The organism is Cytobacillus oceanisediminis (assembly GCF_004366035.1).
Lineage (GTDB): Bacteria > Bacillota > Bacilli > Bacillales > Cytobacillaceae > Cytobacillus > Cytobacillus oceanisediminis_C.
The window spans coordinates 225322-243655 of record NZ_SOEE01000007.1 but is presented as its reverse complement, the minus strand read 5'-3'; the positions used below and the strand labels follow the sequence as shown (position 1 = coordinate 243655).

Sequence of the window (18334 nt, the reverse complement as noted above, 5' to 3'; positions counted from 1 at the left end):
GTTAAGATTCATTTTTCTTCACTAAAAAAAAAGCCTACATTTTAGGGCTTTAAAGCGATTACGACTCCAGTTTATATAAAGTTTGGTCCACAAAATATTCGGATGGCGCAATAAAAGATAGTTTTGTAGAAAAACTTTTTTTCTCTCTATATTCCCTTACAATTTCGTAGCCAGCAGCATAACCAAGTAATGGAGGGTAGGGTCTTTCGCCATAAAGTACCTTTTGATGAAGCCTCTCATTCTTTTTTAATTTCAAATGAGTTTTAATCATTTTATCCCAGAAATTCCTGATCTCTTCCTTTGAGTATCTGCTGCACCAGGAACCTCTGAATTTCTTACCACAGTGAATTTCTACCGCATGTTCGGCAAGCCCTTCCAATATGATGGAATCTAGCAGCGTAAATTCTTCAAGCGTTTTTTTCTGTGAGTTAATCCTGCAGGCATGGTGATATTCATGCACAAATAATGCCTCTACTTCGTCTTCTTCTATATGAGAAGGAAGAAACAGAAAGAGCATATTTGCAAATGATACTCCCGATTTTCCAGAATGCCGCGAAAATGGGCCTCCTCCTGCCGACGGGAAGATATAAACATCAATATTAGGGCCGCCCCACTTCTTCCTATATTTTAAGTATATTTTTTCTGCTATATTCCATGTTTGCTTTTCTTTTAATTCCTTAAAATCATTCCTGCTGAACCGGTCAGGTTTATACATGCCGAAACCCATTAAGTATTCGTATATTTTTCGGGGATTATGATCATTAAAGGGTCCTGTAAGTTTTTCACATATTTTAAGCGGTTCATTAAAACTTTCTTCGAGCCATAAATCTGTTTTGACTATCCCATTTCCCCACCTCGATTTATTCAATATTTAATAAATTTTATGTATGCGGCAGCATTTTGTTCTTCAAAATAAAAAGCCGATTCAAAGGAGGTTCATCATCCATTGAATCGGCTTTGGTTTAGTTATTATTCATATCTTTTAAAGACGATGGTTGCATTGTGGCCGCCAAAGCCTAGGGAATTGCTCATTGCAGCTGTTATTTCTTTTTCCCTTGCCTTATTTGGAACATAATCCAGATCACATTCAGGATCCGGGTTTTCTAGATTAATGGTCGGAGGCAGGATCCCTTCCTTCATAGCAAGAACTGTGAAAATGGCTTCAATTCCGCCTGCAGCTCCCAGAAGATGTCCCGTCATGGATTTAGTCGAGCTTACTGCCAATTTATAGGCATGCTCTCCGAACACCTCTTTTATTGCCAATGTTTCAAATTTATCATTATAATCGGTACTTGTACCATGCGCATTTATATAATCGATATCCTCCGGCTTTAATCCGCCGTCCTCAATCGCCATTTTCATGGCTCTTGCTCCGCCCTCTCCGCCTGGAGCTGGTGCAGTGATATGATAAGCATCCCCGGTAGCGCCATAGCCGACGATTTCAGCATAAATTTTTGCGCCGCGGGCAAGTGCATGCTCCAATTCTTCAAGTACGACAATCCCCGCACCTTCTCCAATAACAAACCCATTACGATTCTGATCAAATGGACGGCTTGCTGTTTTTGGATCTGGATTGGTTGAAAGCGCAGTGTTGGCACAAAATCCAGCCACAGACATTTTTGTGATTGGCGCTTCTGCTCCCCCGGAGATCATCGCATCGGCATCGCCGCGCTGAATAACCTTAAAGGCATCACCAATTGAGTTTGTACCAGTGGCACAAGCAGTTACAGTACAAGAGTTAAACCCTTTTGCCCCTAAGTAAATGGAGACTTGACCCGTTGCCATATCCGGAATCATCATCGGAACGAAGAAGGGGCTCACCCTTCTATACCCGCGTTTCATAAATATCTCATATTGATTTTCAAAAGTTTCCATACCACCAATGCCTGATCCAATCCAAACACCGATGCGATGCGCATTTTCATCTGTGATCTGAAGGTTCGCATCCTTTACAGCCATAAAGGACGAAGCAACAGCATAGTGTGTGAAGCGGTCCATTTTTCTGGCATCTTTTTTGTCAATATATTCCTCTGGATTAAAATCCTTTACCTCAGCAGCCACCTTAGCCGGATATTCATCTGCATTTAATCTCGTCAGAGGGCCAACACCTGAAACCCCTGATTTAATATTGTTCCATGTCGTCTCTGTATTATTTCCAAGCGGTGTTACAGCTCCGATGCCTGTAACGACAACTCTTCTTTTATTCATTTTGATGCAGCTCCTTTTAAATTATCATCATATTTAAAATGAGGTATCTTATCTTCCCCATCTCATCGCAATGGCTCCCCAAGTTAGCCCTCCGCCGAAGCCGACCATCACGAGCAAATCATCATCTTTAATTTTACCCGCTTCCAGTTCTTCCACCAATGCAATTGGAATAGATGAAGCAGAAGTATTTCCGTATTTATCCACTGTTTTCGACATCTTCTCAACCGGGAGTTCCAATCTTTGGCGGGAAGCTTCCATAATGCGGATATTCGCCTGATGAGGAATCAGGAAATCTACATCTTCCTTGGATAATCCAGCTTTATCAAGTACGTTGATGCAGCTTTCACCCATTTGGCGAACCGCAAATTTGAACACTTCGCGTCCATTCATAATGATATATTCATCCTGATATAGATGTTTTGCGCCTGTGCCATCTGCACCTAATTCAAAGGATAATATTCCCCTGCCATCTGAGACTGGCCCGATTACAGCTGCACCCGCTCCGTCTCCAAATAAAACGGCTGTATTACGGTCATTCCAGTCTGTAACTTTTGAAAGCTTTTCAACACCCACTACTAATACATGTTTGTATGTCCCTGTTTCAATAAACTGTTTTCCCGTTATGATACCATACATAAAACCTGCACATGCAGCGCTAATATCCATCGCCGCCGCCTTGCTTGCTTTTAATCGTTCCTGAAGCATGCAGGCAACAGATGGAAATGGATGATCCGGTGTAACCGTTGCAACTAAAATAAGATCTAAATCCTCTGCTTCAATTCCTGCATTTTCCAAGGCTTTTAGTGCTGACTCATAGGCCATATCAGATGTGTCTATGCTGTCGTCTGCTATTCTTCTTTCCTCAATTCCAGTCCTGGTCCGAATCCATTCATCAGAAGTATCAACTATTTTCTCCAAATCTGCATTTGTTACAACTTTTTCAGGAAGATATCTTCCTATTCCTATAATTCCAGCATTCATGGAGTCCCACTCCCTTTCATATTTACAAACCCATAAGCATTCTCTATTTAAATATTATTATCAATTATTATGACTTGGTACTAATTTTATCAAAAGTATATATAATAACGCAACACTTTTTACCGTCCCTTACTTATTACTGCACAAATGTCTATACCCAGTTAACTTTTCTTCATATGCTGTTATATAGGCATCTGAAAGGAGGAAAATGACATATGTTTGATAAGGATGATAAAGTTAAAGAAAATACAGAAGACCCTTTAAGCCATTTTCTGTTTGGTGAAAGAGTAAGAAGACATGAATCAGCACAAGATGAAAAAGAATCCGATAGAAGAGCTGAAGAAGTTCAGGGGAATGGTGACTGGCTTTTCGGGGGTAGGAGCAGAAATGCACATGAAGCTGACGAGTGGCTGCTTGGCGGGAAAGACAGAAAAACCGATGAAAGGGAAAGTCCCCCTAAAGAAAATGGAAACAATATCCTGAACAACATCAACTTGGAGGAATTAATGGGCAGCATTGACACTCTTATGACTTCAGCTCATCAGTTAAAACCATTGCTGAAAAAAGCAGGGCCTTTGCTGGAGATGTTTTTGAAGAAGTAGTGGCTGGGCAAACCTTATACGTTTACTTTAGAATATATCCTTTTTTTAGCTGGTCCATCACCGGATAGATTCAAAGATTTTAATATCCTATATGCTGTATGCCTGGATTCGAGATTTAAATAATCCCGGCATTCTTTATTTGTTATCTTTGAATTAAAAAGCAAAAGGTAATCTGTTATTGCTTCCATATGACTCGTTCTTGAAATCATTTTACATTTAAGACAACACCATTTTCCGTCTTTCCTCACAACAGCAAAAGATTTGCAGGAATGACATTGAACACCTCTTAGTAAATCTTTTCGATTAATTCCATAAGTATTTAGAATATTATTATCCAGAGGACTATTTTTGCACATAATCTTTTCATTCAGTCTATTAATGTCGGTGGGCCATAATATCTGTTTGTTATATTTTGATTTGGCATCCATAAGTCTATCAATTATTTTTTCGGTATGAACAACTCTTTTCAAAATAAAGCTATTTTCTTTCTCTGTTTTTATATAGGTAGCAGGGTTAGTAATAGCGACAAAATACTCTATTGGCAATTCTGGAAACTTCTCTTTTAACAGCCATTCTTTAAATTGGGACACTTGACGCAATACCTGTGAAACTGGATTAGGAATCACTTTTTCCTTCTGTCCGTGTTTTTGAATTAATTGATCAGATATTGGTTCAAAAGATAGGGTTCCAGAATAATTTTTGACTTCAATTATTCCAGCGAAGAATGGGGTAATAAGCAGGGAATCAATTTGAAATGGAGTATGAAGGATAAAACGAAGATCATTATAAATTCTAAAATCTTTACCTGGGAGAAAACTTAAATAATAATCCAATTGCTTCTCTCCATTAAAACCTGATAGCCCGTTCCTATAATCAACTTCAATTTCTGCTCTTTTCCGGTGGTAATCAGGCAATCTGCGCAGCAGCGCTTCAATCTGTAATATTCTTATCGGCTTGGATCTAGACTTCATTATCATAGCAAACCTCCTTTGGAACATTATCGCCAAAGTTATAAATTCGATATGGATGATGAATAATCCTTTATTTAATATGTAAATTTAAGGTGCCTATTTTCTTTTTTCATGAATTTCTTGTCTGTACGCGGATTCTTCCATTATCAATACGGATTTTTTATATTATTTGCAGGGATTCTTCCCGGTTCGGGCTGAAATCCTTACATTTATGCGCGGATCTCATTGGTTTGCGCGCGGATTCTGTTTCGGCGCGGACCCTTTTCATTTGTGCGCAGATCTCATTGGTTTACACGCACTCTCCTTCTTTACGCGCGGACTCTTTGGTTTACGCGCGGTTTCTTCCTGTTTCGGCGCGGACCCTTTTCATTTGTGCGCGGATCTCATTGGTTTACGCGCACTCTCCTTCTTTACGCGCGGGCCCTTTGGGTTGCGCGCGGATTCTTCCTGTTTCGGCGCGGACCCTTTTCATTTATGCGCGGATCTCATTGGTTTACGCGCACTCTCCTTCTTTGCGCGCGGGCCCTTCGGTTTACGCGCGGATTCTTCCTGTTTCGGCGCGGGCCCTTTTCATTTGTGCACGGATCTTATTGGTTTACACGCACTCTCCTTCTTTACGCGCGGGCCCTTCGGTTTACGCGCGGATTCTTCCTGTTTCGGCGCGGACCCTTTTCATTTGTGCGCGGATATCATTGGTTTACGCGCGCACTTCTCTTTTGCGTGGGATTCTTTGGTTTCTCTCGGACTCCTCCTATTTCATCGCGAAATCCTTCCTTTTGCACGAGAATCTTCTTACCATAAGAGACACACTCCTTCTTTATGCGCGTGCTCTTTTGATTTCCGCACGGTTTCTTCTTCCTATTTCGGCGTGGACTTTTTTGACTGACGCGCTGACTTTATTTTTCACGCTGTCCTATCGCACGAGTCCAAACAAAAAACCAGCCCAAAGGCTGGTTCCCTATTACTCACTCTCTTTCAAAGCATCCGCTTTGCCCATTTCGTAGGCTTCGTTCATGACTTTAGTGAATAGGTTCATGAATGGCTGGATCATTTCCATGGATAGTTCAATACCTGCTTCGTCGAGCTGCTGTTTGGCTTCTGGCAGGTATTTCATGGCGATTTGCATGAATTCCATATTTTTTTCGTTTAGCTGCATCCTGTAGTACCTCCTATGTATAGCAATTACTCGTTGGGCAGTTTGCCTGTTTTTTTGTATTTCTCTATGGCGGCGTTTAGTTCTTTTTTGAATTCTTCGTCGACGTCAGGGCTGAATTTCCCGAGTGAAATAACCTCATCCTGAAAATCGAAAGTTAAATTTCCAGATTCCAGTTCGCCTTCGTTGAATTTTTCTGCCACTAGTTCATACAAAACATCGACATGCTGAACCGTACTGGTCAGGACGACTGATTCACCCAGATCAGACTGGTCGGAAATATAGCCGATGGCGTAGAGCCCTTCCTCTTTTAGTTTCTCGATGACAGGAACATTATACCCATCTCCAGCTGGATAGACAACATCTGTCTTATTGGCAATCATTTTGTCCAAAAGAGCTATGGCTTTATTATCATTGTCCCAGTTGCCGACATATTGGATTTGCACGTTTATATCTTCATCAATTTCGCTTACACCTTGATAAAAACCTTCTACCTCCGGCTGCCATTCAAAAGCTGCGAGTATTCCTATATTATTGGTTTTCGTCATATGGCCTGCAACCATGCCCCCAAAGAATCCCATTGCATAGGCTTCAAAATTCAAGCTGGTGGTGTTGTCATTTTTGGCATCACCATTAAAACTGACAAAATGAATGTCTGGGTATTTTTTAGAAATGTTATTAAAGTATGCCGCATATTCATTGCCATGTCCAAAAATAAGGTTTACACCTTTTTGATCAAACTCTTTAACAGCTCTTTCAACAACCATCTCAGAATTCATGCCCTCTTTATAATAAACCTCCACATTATAATGGGATTGAATCTTTAACATGCCTTTATAGCCTTTGGTCCCCCATACCTGATCATTGACGGTATCGGGCACTAATAATCCAGCTTTTTCAAGTTTTCCTGTAGACATAGCTTGTCTGCAGGAGGCCAATAAAAGAAGGCACAAAAGAAGGATCCCGAATTTCACTAATGTCTTATGCATCTCCTTTTTCTCCGCCTCTCTGTCTTTCACTTCATACTAATGGTATGACCGGTTTATTTTACCAGACTAATTCAATTCTACCTTGTCTATATGTTAATTGAAAAGTTTTTTTTCTACTTTACAAACCATCCGGGCTCTCTATAGAAAGAATATGGCTTCTTTGTTTCTCAAGACCTTCGGAGAATTTCACAGAACACACAATCGCTTTTTCAATTACTTTTCCTTTTGCCAGATCGGGAGTGTGCCAATTTTCATTATAGGCAAGTGAAAGGTATTCTGCACATTTTTGCCAATGCCCAGTGACGCTGCTCATTAAAAGGCAGGATTCTCCTAAAGGCTTATCTGCACAATCCGATAAGAAACAAATAAGATCCTCAATGAAAATAGCGTCATGTATCCATTCCCTTTCATTTATCCTTACTCTTTTTCCATTGGCAAGAGCCTGGTGAAAGCTAAATTCCTTTGGCTGCCAAGGACCGTATATGACAGGCATGTAAAAGCATGAAACTGAAATATTGTTTTCTCTAAGGATTTCAATAACATCTTCCAAGCGGCTGTGTGTTCTGCTGATGTCTTTAAGCCACTGAATAGGGAGAAGGAATGCAATTTTCACTTGCTGGTCCTTGAATTCGGACAAGTTTTTTAAAAGAAATTCCTCAATAAGCTCCTTCTCCCTTAAAGAGGCGAGCTCATTCTTTATATATAAATCGTATATATCTATAAAAATTGCATCATTTTTTATTATTTCTCTTTTAGAATTAATCCATGATGAATAGTTTTTTTCATAGAAGTTGGCATTCCGTCCGATTGCCAGGCGTTTTTCGTTGATTAAAGCATCTTCTTTATCCTTATTGAAATGAATTCCATCTATCTCACAGCCCTGTTCAAGCAGATGCTTGCACAGGCTGAATCCTATAAATTCAAACGTCCCTACTATTACCGCCCTGTCCATTTTCACTCCTCCTTAGAAGCATATTAATGTATACTATGCTTCAGGGATTGTCTTTATTTCTTTACGGAATGGCAGCAGATTTTTATAGAACTTTTTCATATTTTCTAAAGAAGTTTGTCATTTGAGAAGACATTCGCTGTTTTTTATCTGGAAGGATATAAAACACAGAGATAGGGCTATTTTCATTTTCCCATTGTATCGATCGTTTCTTTAAATAATCTGATTGCTTGTAAGCTCTTCCGCCCGCCAGTACCTGAATGATTCTGACTGGCACTTTAAGGCCCGTTGTTAGGTTTTTTTCATGCCTGCTGAGCAGATCCGCTATTTTATCCGTTTCTATTTCATATGAAACTGCCAGTTCTTTTAATAGTTTCTTGTAAAAAAATTTATGCTCTTTTTCCTGTTCAAGATGGTGCTTTAGTGAAAGGATAGGATTGATTAATACGGCTGAACGGATTAAATCGCTCATTTCATGCAATAATCTAAGGGCTACCAATGCTCCCATGCCCTCAGCAATAATATGGATCTTTTCGTTAATAATTTCCGTTCGCAGAATATGTTCATACAAGCATTTAGCCTTATCGACAGCTTGATCGTTCCCCCAGTTCCTCCCATAAAGATTTGAATAAAAAATCGTATAGCCATCTTCCCTGAGCTTCTTAATTAATGAATATTTCCCTTCATTTTGAGTCCAAAAACTGCAGTTTCTGTCAACAAAGTGCCGATCATCCCCAATAATCAGGATACCGAAACCACTAGGTTTATCTGGGTAATGAATCATGCACCATTCTGTATCCAGCTGGAAGTTCCGGCTTTCCATAGTAAAACTCCTTTGCAAGTTTGTTCATAATAATGTATGTGAGTAAAATTAAAATGAATGGGGGATTTGCCTAGTTCTAGACAAGTTCATTATGAAGCAGGATGTATCCAATCAGAGAGCTGAAAAGTACATGTATAGGATGTAAAAATAAATTTATTTCTTTAATAGCTTATGCTAATATGAAAAGGGATTAATTATGTTAGAGGTGAAATAGATGAGATTCTTTTGGACATTCTTCTGGACTTTCCTTCTTGTTCAAATGTTAACGTACGTAGTTTCTTCAATGCTTGGAGCGCCATACGATTTTGTAACCGGCTCCATTCTGGCGGTTGGGACAAGTGTTTTAATTTTTGTTGTCGCTTCCATCATTCCTGAAGGTCCTGTTGAGAAAGAAGGACTTCATTAATCTGCTGCTTATGCAGGAAATGAAAAGAGTCATCCTGATTGATTCAGGATGATTCTTTTCATTTGTTCCCTATTTTATCAGCAGTTCCATTTTGCCGTTATCTGCGGATATGACAACTTCACTGTAATCCTTAATTTCACCTGCGATTATTTTGCGGGCTAGTGCTGTTTCAACGTTCCTTTGGATAAAGCGCTTGAGCGGCCTTGCTCCATAGACGGGATCAAATCCGTTTTCTGCAATATATTCTTTGGCATTATCATTTATACTCAACTTAATATGCTGATCGGATAATCTTGCTTGAAGCTGAGTAATTAATTTTAAAACAATACTCTTTATCTCATTAAGAGCTAAAGGCTTAAACAGAATAATTTCGTCCACTCTGTTCAGAAATTCTGGACGGAAATGGCTCCGCAGCTGTCCAAGTACATTGTCTCTTGTTTCTTCGGATATATCTTCACCAGGAGAACGTTCCAGAAGAAAATGGGAGCCAATATTGGAAGTCATAATGATAACCGTATTTTTAAAATCAACCGTGCGGCCCTTTGAGTCAGTGATTCTTCCATCATCAAGCATCTGCAGGAGGATATTGAATACTTCAGGATGGGCTTTTTCAATTTCATCAAGCAGGATTACTGAGTATGGCTTCCTTCTTACAGCTTCTGTCAGCTGACCGCCTTCCTCATACCCTACATACCCCGGAGGAGCACCAATCAATCTTGATACAGCATGTTTTTCCATATATTCGGACATATCAATTCTGATTATTTGTTCTTCACTATCGAATAGTGACTGTGCAAGTGCCTTAGCTAATTCTGTTTTGCCTACCCCAGTTGGGCCCAGAAAGATGAAAGAGCCAATAGGGCGGTTCGGATCTTTAATTCCTGCCCTTGCCCTAAGGACAGCATCTGACACAAACTGCACAGCTTCATCCTGGCCAATCACTCTTTCGTGAAGAATGCTTTCAAGGCGAAGCAGCTTTTCACGTTCACCTTCAACAAGTTTAACTACTGGAATACCTGTCCACCTTGCCACAATGCCGGCAATTTCTTCTTCTGTGACTTCTTCTCTCAGCAGCCGGTCCCCTTGATTCTCGTTAACAGCACTTTCAAGATTTTTCAATTCCTTTTCCAAAGAAGGGATTCTTCCATGACGCAGTTCTGCAGCTTTATTCAAGTCATAATTATTTTCCGCTTCTTCCAGCTCACGGCGCATTTTCTCAAGCTGCTCCCGTTTTTCCTGAACTTTCTGGATTCCTTCTTTTTCAAGCTGCCATTTTGCTTTCATGCTGTTAGCCTGGTCTTTTAATTCAGCCAGTTCTTTTTGCAGGTCTGCAAGTCTCTGCTTGCTTCCTTCATCACTCTCTTTTCGTAATGCTGCTTCTTCTATCTCAAGCTGCATGACTCTTCTTGTAACTTCATCCAACTCTGATGGCATTGAATCGATTTCAGTCCTGATCATGGCACAAGCTTCGTCAACCAAGTCAATTGCTTTATCAGGAAGGTACCGGTCTGTAATATACCTGTCTGACAAGGTTGCGGCAGCCACTATAGCCCGATCGTGGATATTGACTCCATGATGGATTTCAAAGCGCTCCTTCAGCCCTCTGAGAATTGAGATTGTATCCTCTACATCCGGCTCCTGTACCAATACCTGCTGAAAACGCCGTTCCAGGGCTGGATCTTTTTCGATATACTTGCGGTGTTCCTCAAGTGTGGTAGCTCCTATACAGTGCAGTTCCCCTCTTGCAAGCATAGGCTTCAGCATATTCCCTGCATCCATTGCGCCTTCTGTCTTGCCCGCTCCAACAATGGTATGAAGTTCGTCTATAAAAAGAAGAACTCTGCCTTCGCTTTTCTTAACCTCATTTAATACAGCTTTCAATCTTTCCTCGAATTCACCCCGGAATTTGGCCCCGGCAATTAAAGCGCTCATATCAAGGGCAAAAATGGTTTTATCCTTGAGGCCCTCAGGCACGTCTTTACGTACAATTCTTTGTGCCAATCCTTCGACAATAGCTGTCTTTCCTACCCCAGGTTCGCCTATTAAAACTGGATTATTTTTGGTTTTCCTTGAAAGGATGCGAATGACATGCCTGATTTCACTATCACGGCCAATTACAGGATCAACTTTCCCCTGTTTCACCTCTGCAACAAGATCTCGTCCATATTTTTTTAAAGCCTCATATGTTGATTCCGGATTTTGCGATGTCACCCTCTGATTCCCCCTAATCTCCTTAATCGACTGCTCCACTATTTCTTTATTGATTCCATATGACTTTAAAACTGCTGCCGTTTCGGTTTCCGCTGCTGCAGCAGCCATGAAAACATGCTCAACTGACATGAAATCATCCTGATAGATCTTCATATATTTTTCTGCTTCCGCCAGCAGCCGCTGCAGTTTACCGGTTATATACAATTTTCCTTGTTCCGTTCCTGAACCAGACACTTGCGGTTTTTTCCTCAATGCTTCATGCATTTTATTATTAAAAGAATCAGCCGGTATCTGCATTTTTGACAGTATTAATGATATCAGGCTGTTTTCCTGCCCCATTAAAGCCAGGAACAAATGTGCTTCATCCACCTCCTGATGCTGCTCGCGTATGGCTATGGACTGTGCATTTAATAACCCTTCCTGAAGCCGCTCTGTCATTCGATTTAAATCCACTGTGCAACCTCCTTTTTGACCTTATTTGACCTTTTGATTTTATTATAAGCCAATCTTTTCATATGTAAAGTTTCCAGCATTTTATTCTAAGTCTAAAAAGCCATCCGCAATTGGGATGGCTCTATTTTTTATACTAATTCCCTATCTTCTTTATCAATAATCAAAATCAAGGCTTTCTTTTATACGTCCATAGCCGGTTATGATTGGATGTTTCCGGAAATTGGTCCCCAGCTCTCATTTTAAGCATTTGAGGATTATTGACATTACTTCCCGTTTCGCCAATTTCTATATAAATTCCATTATTAGGCGCTTTCTGGCCAGGCTTAAATTGTCTGTTTTGCCCCATGCTGAATACCTCCTTTAATCGTAAATCACTTATTATTATTTCCACTCTTGCATCTCTCATGAGGGAAACTATTGGCATCGCACAAAAGCAAGAAGGGGATATCACTTTACTCTGCTGTCCTTTTTATAGTTAAATGGGGGGGTATTAGATTTCATTATGGAGGATTTTACTTGTGACTGATTTTCTGACATTGCTTAAATACTTCTTTTTGGGATTATTTCAGGGATTTACAGAGCCTATTCCCATTTCATCGAGCGGGCATCTGGAGATTGCCCAGCACTTTTTCGGGCTTGACATTAAAGGCCTTAGCTTTGCCCTCCTTGTAAATACAGCCTCATTATTAGCTGTGCTGCTTATATACAAGGAAGATATTATGAGACTCATCCGAAATGGCCTTGCCTACATTACAACCAAAGATAAACAGGCCGAATCAGACTTTCGGTTTATCATTTACTTGATTATTGGGACCATTCCCGCAGGTGTCATCGGGATTTTGTTCGAGGATTTTATCGATATGCACCTTGCCAATATAAAAACAGTTGGGATTACTCTTATCGTCACAGGACTTGCACTGTGGCTGATCCGTAATTTACGCGGACGGAAAAATGATGCTGAATTATCTTATAAGGATGCAATCATAGTAGGACTTGCACAGGCAGTTGCCCTGATACCGGGAATCAGCCGTTCCGGTGCCACTATTGTAGCCGCAATGGGGCTCGGGATGAAACAGGAAACCGCTCTAAGGTTTTCTTTCCTTTTATATATCCCGGTAAGCGCAGGCGGAATGATTCTTGGTTTTAATGACATATTAACGGATCCCAATTTATCTGAATATGCTTTGCCCTATACAGTTGCCTTTGTTGCCTCACTGGCTGCATCTTACTTCTCTTTAAAATGGTTTATGAATATTATGGCTAAAGGGAACCTGAAGTATTTTGCAATTTACTGTTTTATTGTTGGACCGCTGGTTTATTTCCTATCTTAATAAAAAAGCCTTCTCTGCGCTGAGAAGGCTTTTCCATTATAGTATCTCTGAAAGAATGGCTTTTTGAACATGAAGTCTGTTTCCAGCCTGCTGAAAGACAGCAGAATTGTTTCCATCAATGACCCCCGCTGTAACTTCCTCACCCCGATGGGCAGGCAGGCAATGCAAAAAGACATAATCTTTTTTGGCTTTTTGGACAAGATATTCATTAACCTGATAATCAGCAAAGTCTTTCAGCCTCTGTTCATTCTCTGCTTCCTGACCCATGCTCGTCCAGACATCTGTATAGATGGCATCGGCATTAGCAACCGCTTCTTCAGGTTTAGACGTTATCACTACCTTTGAACCGCTTTGTCCGGCAAACTCTTGTGATTGCTGGAGAACAGATTTATCTGGCTCATACCCTGCAGGACAGGCAATCGTGATATTTACCCCCATCTTGGCAGAAGCAATCATTAAAGAATGGGCCACATTATTGCCATCGCCTACATATACCAGGTTTTGCCCTTTTAACTCCCCATTTTTCTCTTCGATTGTAAGCAGATCGGCAAGAGCCTGGCACGGATGATAAAGATCGGTCAAGCCGTTAATGACCGGTATGTCCGCATGATGAGCCAGTTCCTGGATCTTCGTATGGGAGAAAGTGCGGATCATAATCGCATCAACATACTGTGAAAGCACTTTAGCTGTATCCGCAATGCTTTCACCTCTTCCAAGCTGCAGGTCCTGGCTGTTTAAATATAAGGCATGGCCCCCAAGCTGCAGCATACCTGCCTCAAAGGAAATTCTTGTACGTGTTGATGACTTTTCAAAAATCATCCCAAGAATTTTGCCTTTTAGGATGGATGTTTCTGCACCCTGCAGATGGGCTTCTTTTAATTGCTTTGCTTTTTCCAGCAGACTCTTAATCTCCTCTGATGAAAAGTCTGCAAGTGTTAGAAAGTCTTTTCCTTTTATATTTATACTGTTATCAGCAGCCTGAATTGAAATCATAGGACGCCCACTTCCTTTTCTCCAGTATTATTTTTAATGCCCTGCCAATCTTCAATGGATTTAACATCCCACTCGCCAGCAGACATTGATTTTAATAATGCAATAAGCGTTTCTTTTTCGCTGAAAGTCAAAATTCTGTTTTTGGTTCCCATTTCTCTCATTCTTTTATCTTCTTCACTTATGCCAGGATTATATAAGGCGAAGGTTTCCTGGGCACTCCAATCCATATTGTCTTGAGTCAGAAAAACAGGCACTACTTTAGCCTTATTAATATAATGAGTTAATTCTTCTGTTTCTGGAGAGTTTGCAATTACGACACATTTGCCTTTAGCACCATTTAAACCAGCATGGAAAGACTTTCTGATTGCTGCCTCAAAATTTGGTGCAAGTGAAATGGCCTCTCCAGTTGATTTCATTTCAGGACCCACTTTGCTGTCCAATCCCTTTAAGGCATAATTAGAGAAAACCGGGAATTTCACACATACAAATGGGAGTTTTGCAGCAGCCGGAATTTCATCTTTCGACAAACTATATTTCCCAAGCAATATTTTTGTCGCAATCTCCACCAGCTGTACGCCTGTGACCTTGCTGATAATTGGTACAGTTCTGCTTGCACGAGGGTTTATTTCAAGAATAAATACCTCTTCGCCATTAACGATATACTGAATATTCATGAGTCCTTTATACCGGAGCTTTTGCACAATGGCTTTTGCATAGGCTAGCATTTTCTTCTGCACAGTTTCTGAAAGATTTTGCGGGGGGAGAACGGACATGCTGTCGCCAGAGTGAACACCCGTTTTTTCAATATGCTCCATAATTGCAGGTGCACAGATATGATTTCCGTCTGCTGCCAGATCAAGCTCAGCTTCTGAAGCATGCACGAATTGATCAATTAAAATCGGATAAGGGACATCACTTTTCTCCAAATAACCCTCCAGCTCAACTGGTGAAGAAATACGTTCCATTCCTCTGCCTCCAATAACATAGGATGGGCGGACAAGAATCGGGAATCCAATGTTTTCAGCTGCTTCTTTTAGCTCTGCTTCTGAGTGGACAACATCTCCCTTTATCCTCGGGATATTCAAATCATCCAATAGCTGATAAAAAAGCTTCCGATCCTCTAATGCATCAATGGTATTTGAGTCAGTTCCGAGCAGGGTAACACCATAACTTTCAAGTTCGGATGCCAGATTCAGAGCTGTCTGCCCGCCAAGCTGCACAATGGCTTCTGAAATCCCTTCTGCTTCAATCACATTTAAGATATCCTCAAGAATTAGCGGTTCAAAATAAAGCCTGTCAGCGGTTGTAAAATCCGTGCTTACAGTTTCAGGGTTATTATTGATCATGATTGTCTCGACGCCTTCATCCCTCAGAGCAAATACTCCCTGGACGGAGCAATAATCAAATTCAATGCCCTGGCCAATTCTGATGGGGCCGCTTCCGATAATCAGGACTTTCCTCTTATCACTCTTTACTTGTTCATTTTCGCCAAAATAACTGGAGTAATAATAATTTGATTGTGCTTCGAATTCAGCTGCACATGTGTCAACCATTTTATAGGCAGGAAGAATGCCAGCCTTTTTGCGTTTGTCCCTGACTGCTTTCTCCGCAACTTTCCATTCCAATGCAAGAAACTTATCACTGAAACCCTTTTCCTTAAATAGCTGCAGCTCTTCATTTGTTGCTTCATCAAGTGTTAAAGCAGAAATTTGTCTTTCCAGCTCTACCATTTCATTGAGTATATTGAGATAGAAATAATCAATTTTTGTGATATAGTGTAAAGCTTCCAATGAGTAATTTCTACGGATTAATTCAATCACGGTAAAAAATCTTTCATCAGTCTGCTTTAACAGCAGTTCCTCAAGTGAGGAAATCGATTTAGCTGATAAGCCAGGTGATTTCAAATCATTTCCCTTCACTTCAAGTGAATGGATTGCCTTTAAGAGAGCCCGTTCCAGATTCCGGTCAATGCCCATTACTTCTCCGGTTGCTTTCATCTGCGTTCCTAGTTTGCGGTCTGCTGAAGGAAATTTATCAAAAGGCCATTTTGGAAACTTAACGATGACATAATCCAGAGCTGGTTCAAAGCTTGCGAAAGTATCTCCTGTTACAGGGTTGATAATTTCCGATAAGGTATACCCGACGGCAAGCTTTGCAGCCATTCTGGCAATTGGATAGCCTGTTGCTTTGGAAGCAAGGGCAGATGACCTGCTGACTCTGGGATTTACTTCAATCAAGTAATAATTCTTGCTATGCGGATCAAGGGCAAACTGAATGTTGCACCCTCCAATAATGCCAAGCTCTGAAATGATCTTAATTGATGCTGATCTCAGCATCTGATACTCATCATCTGTTAAGGTTTGTGAAGGTGCCACAACAATTGAATCACCGGTATGAACCCCAACGGGATCAATATTTTCCATATTGCAAATAGTGATGCACGTATTCTGTGAATCCCGCATGACCTCGTATTCTATTTCCTTAAATCCTGCTATGCTTTTTTCAACAAGGCATTGGCTGATCGCACTCTCTTTTAAGCCGCCCTGGACCAGAGAGGTCAGTTCATCAAAATCTCCTGCTATGCCTCCGCCTGTTCCGCCAAGAGTATAAGCTGGACGGACGATAATAGGAAATCCAATTTCGCGGGCAAATTGGATGGCTTCATTTACTTCATGGACAATGATGCTTTCGGGAACAGGTTCGTTAAGCTCGTTCATCAGCTTACGAAAAGCTTCCCGGTCTTCACCTTTCTTAATGGATTCAATGCTGCTGCCCAAAAGCTTCACTCCATAATGTTCGAGCACACCTGATTCACTCAGTTTAAAAGCAAGATTCAAGCCTGTCTGGCCTCCCAGGGTGGCAAGCAGGCCATCGGGACGTTCTTTCTTTATAATCTTCTCAAGGCTGTCAGCTGTCATCGGTTCAAAGTAGACTTTGTCTGCAAAAGCTTTGTCAGACATAATGGTAGCCGGATTGTTATTAACAAGGATAACCTTATAGCCTTCTTCCTTTAATGCTGCGCAGGCCTGTGTTCCTGCGTAATCAAATTCTGCCGCCTGCCCGATGACAATCGGGCCGGAGCCGATTACTAATATGGATTGGATGCTGGTGTCTTTAGGCATAAGCGAAAACTCTCCTATTCTCCTCTTGAATCATGTTCTTAAACTCATCAAAAATATAATCACCATCTGCAGGTCCCGGATGGGCTTCCGGGTGGAATTGCACCGTATGGATTGGCAGGACCTTATGCATTAGTCCCTCAATTGACTGGTCATGAAGGTTTACATAGCGGGTTTTAAACCCTGTATCTTTTATGCTTTCTTCATCAACCACATAGCTATGATTTTGTGATGACATATAGACTGTACCCTTCTTCATGTCCGCAATCGGGTGGTTGGCACCCCTATGGCCAAAGGACAGTTTTTTTGTGTTGCCTCCAAATGCTAAAGCAGCCAGCTGGTGTCCAAGACAAATTCCCAATGCCGGGTACTGCTCCAGCACCCTTTTTAATTCCGGGAGGATGCTTTTTAATTCTTTAGGATCTCCAGGCCCGTTTGAAAGCACTACACCGTCTGGATTTAGTTTTTTTATCTGTTCAAAACTTGTGTTGTAAGGAACAGATGTAACCCTGCACGCTCTTTTCAGCAAGGAATCCACAATTGACTTTTTAGCGCCAAAATCGATGACAACTATATGAATGCTTCCCTCTCCAAAACACTCCATAGTTTGCGAAGATACTTTACAAACTTTTTCATCCTTTGGAAGCAGCAATCCGGCGGGTGCCGTTTCCGAAGAAGATATTTTTGCCGGCATGCTGCCTTCTGAACGTATTTTCTTTACAATTGATCGGGTATCCATATGCCCTAATAATGGAATATTCCATTTATGAAGGTATTCCTGAAGCGAATAAGCCGATTTGTAATGCGAAGGATTTCTGCTTCCTTCATAAACAATAACCCCTGCCACATGAGGTTTCTTGCTCTCAAAATCAGACTCATTTATTCCGTAGTTTCCAATTAAAGGATACGTAAACACAATAATTTGGTCCTTATAAGAAGGATCTGTCAATACTTCCTGGTAGCCTGTCATTCCTGTAAAAAAAACGATTTCCCCTTCTATATCCTTTTCAGGCTTATCCGTCAGCCATTGGCCCTTATAGGAATGGCCGCTATTTAAATGAAGGTATCCTTCCATTATCAACACCTCGAAGCTATCTGTATATTTATATAACTGTTTTAATTTTTATTCATACACTTGAAAAATA

16 protein-coding genes are annotated in these 18334 nt (G+C 40.8%); 3 read left to right on the top strand and 13 right to left on the bottom strand.

Features of this window, described 5'->3' with window-relative positions:
- Positions 1-58: 58 nt before the first annotated feature.
- The 3 genes from DFO72_RS18775 to DFO72_RS18765 all read right to left on the bottom strand — a co-directional run bounded on the left by DFO72_RS18775 (position 59) and on the right by DFO72_RS18765 (position 3189).
- A complete protein-coding gene (locus DFO72_RS18775; protein WP_243856204.1) occupies positions 59-715 on the bottom strand; it encodes a DUF2268 domain-containing putative Zn-dependent protease in 657 nt (218 codons plus the stop codon).
- Between the two features lie 254 nt (positions 716-969).
- Entirely contained in the window at positions 970-2208 is a 1239-nt protein-coding gene (gene fabF / locus DFO72_RS18770; protein ID WP_113883345.1) for a beta-ketoacyl-ACP synthase II, read from the bottom strand.
- 48 nt (positions 2209-2256) lie between these two features.
- Positions 2257-3189 carry a beta-ketoacyl-ACP synthase III gene (locus tag DFO72_RS18765; protein ID WP_113883346.1) on the bottom strand — a complete coding sequence of 311 codons (933 nt, stop codon included), beginning with the start codon at positions 3187-3189 and terminating at the stop codon, positions 2257-2259.
- Between the two features lie 215 nt (positions 3190-3404).
- On the opposite strand from DFO72_RS18765, the gene DFO72_RS18760 reads away from it, so the two are divergent.
- Positions 3405-3791: a hypothetical protein gene (locus tag DFO72_RS18760; protein WP_113883347.1), complete on the top strand. Its 387-nt coding sequence runs from the start codon at positions 3405-3407 to the stop codon at positions 3789-3791.
- A gap of 14 nt (positions 3792-3805) precedes the next feature.
- On the opposite strand, the gene DFO72_RS18755 is transcribed toward DFO72_RS18760, so the two are convergent.
- The 5 genes from DFO72_RS18755 to DFO72_RS18735 form a co-directional block, all read right to left on the bottom strand.
- Entirely contained in the window at positions 3806-4762 is a 957-nt protein-coding gene (locus DFO72_RS18755) for a nuclease-related domain-containing protein (protein WP_279587084.1), read from the bottom strand.
- 961 nt (positions 4763-5723) lie between these two features.
- Positions 5724-5918, bottom strand: coding sequence for a ComZ family protein (locus DFO72_RS18750; protein ID WP_009331228.1), 195 nt, complete (start codon positions 5916-5918; stop codon positions 5724-5726).
- Positions 5919-5944: 26 nt separating this feature from the next.
- Positions 5945-6904, bottom strand: coding sequence for a BMP family ABC transporter substrate-binding protein (locus tag DFO72_RS18745; protein ID WP_113883349.1), 960 nt, complete (start codon positions 6902-6904; stop codon positions 5945-5947).
- 118 nt (positions 6905-7022) lie between these two features.
- On the bottom strand, positions 7023-7856 hold the full coding sequence (locus DFO72_RS18740) for a hypothetical protein (protein WP_113883350.1): 834 nt from the start codon (positions 7854-7856) through the stop codon (positions 7023-7025).
- An 82-nt stretch (positions 7857-7938) separates the two neighbouring features.
- Positions 7939-8676: a serine aminopeptidase domain-containing protein gene (locus DFO72_RS18735; RefSeq protein WP_113883351.1), complete on the bottom strand. Its 738-nt coding sequence runs from the start codon at positions 8674-8676 to the stop codon at positions 7939-7941.
- A gap of 214 nt (positions 8677-8890) precedes the next feature.
- Here DFO72_RS18735 and DFO72_RS18730 point away from each other — a divergent pair, with 214 nt between their 5' ends.
- Entirely contained in the window at positions 8891-9082 is a 192-nt protein-coding gene (locus DFO72_RS18730; RefSeq protein WP_009331232.1) for a DUF2929 family protein, read from the top strand.
- A gap of 69 nt (positions 9083-9151) precedes the next feature.
- On the opposite strand, the gene clpB is transcribed toward DFO72_RS18730, so the two are convergent.
- Positions 9152-11746, bottom strand: a complete 2595-nt coding sequence (clpB, locus tag DFO72_RS18725; protein ID WP_113883352.1) for an ATP-dependent chaperone ClpB — start codon at positions 11744-11746, stop codon at positions 9152-9154.
- 166 nt (positions 11747-11912) lie between these two features.
- The gene (locus DFO72_RS18720; protein WP_009331234.1) at positions 11913-12092 is read right to left on the bottom strand and encodes a YjzC family protein; all 180 of its coding nucleotides are present in this window, start codon (positions 12090-12092) and stop codon (positions 11913-11915) included.
- Positions 12093-12264: 172 nt separating this feature from the next.
- On the opposite strand from DFO72_RS18720, the gene DFO72_RS18715 reads away from it, so the two are divergent.
- Entirely contained in the window at positions 12265-13077 is an 813-nt protein-coding gene (locus DFO72_RS18715; protein WP_113883353.1) for an undecaprenyl-diphosphate phosphatase, read from the top strand.
- A 36-nt stretch (positions 13078-13113) separates the two neighbouring features.
- Here the strand turns inward: DFO72_RS18715 and argF are convergent, their stop codons facing one another.
- From argF to DFO72_RS18700, 3 genes are read right to left on the bottom strand one after another with little or no spacing between them, the layout of a single operon-like run.
- Positions 13114-14070, bottom strand: a complete 957-nt coding sequence (gene argF / locus DFO72_RS18710) for an ornithine carbamoyltransferase (RefSeq protein ID WP_113883354.1) — start codon at positions 14068-14070, stop codon at positions 13114-13116.
- Positions 14067-17192 (bottom strand): carbamoyl phosphate synthase large subunit, encoded by a 3126-nt coding sequence (locus tag DFO72_RS18705; RefSeq protein ID WP_113883355.1) that lies wholly within the window; start codon positions 17190-17192, stop codon positions 14067-14069. The genes argF and DFO72_RS18705 overlap by 4 nt, the downstream gene beginning before the upstream one ends.
- On the bottom strand, positions 17185-18264 hold the full coding sequence (locus DFO72_RS18700) for a carbamoyl phosphate synthase small subunit (protein WP_113883356.1): 1080 nt from the start codon (positions 18262-18264) through the stop codon (positions 17185-17187). Before DFO72_RS18700 ends, DFO72_RS18705 begins: the two co-directional genes overlap by 8 nt.
- Between the last annotated feature and the right edge of the window lie 70 nt (positions 18265-18334).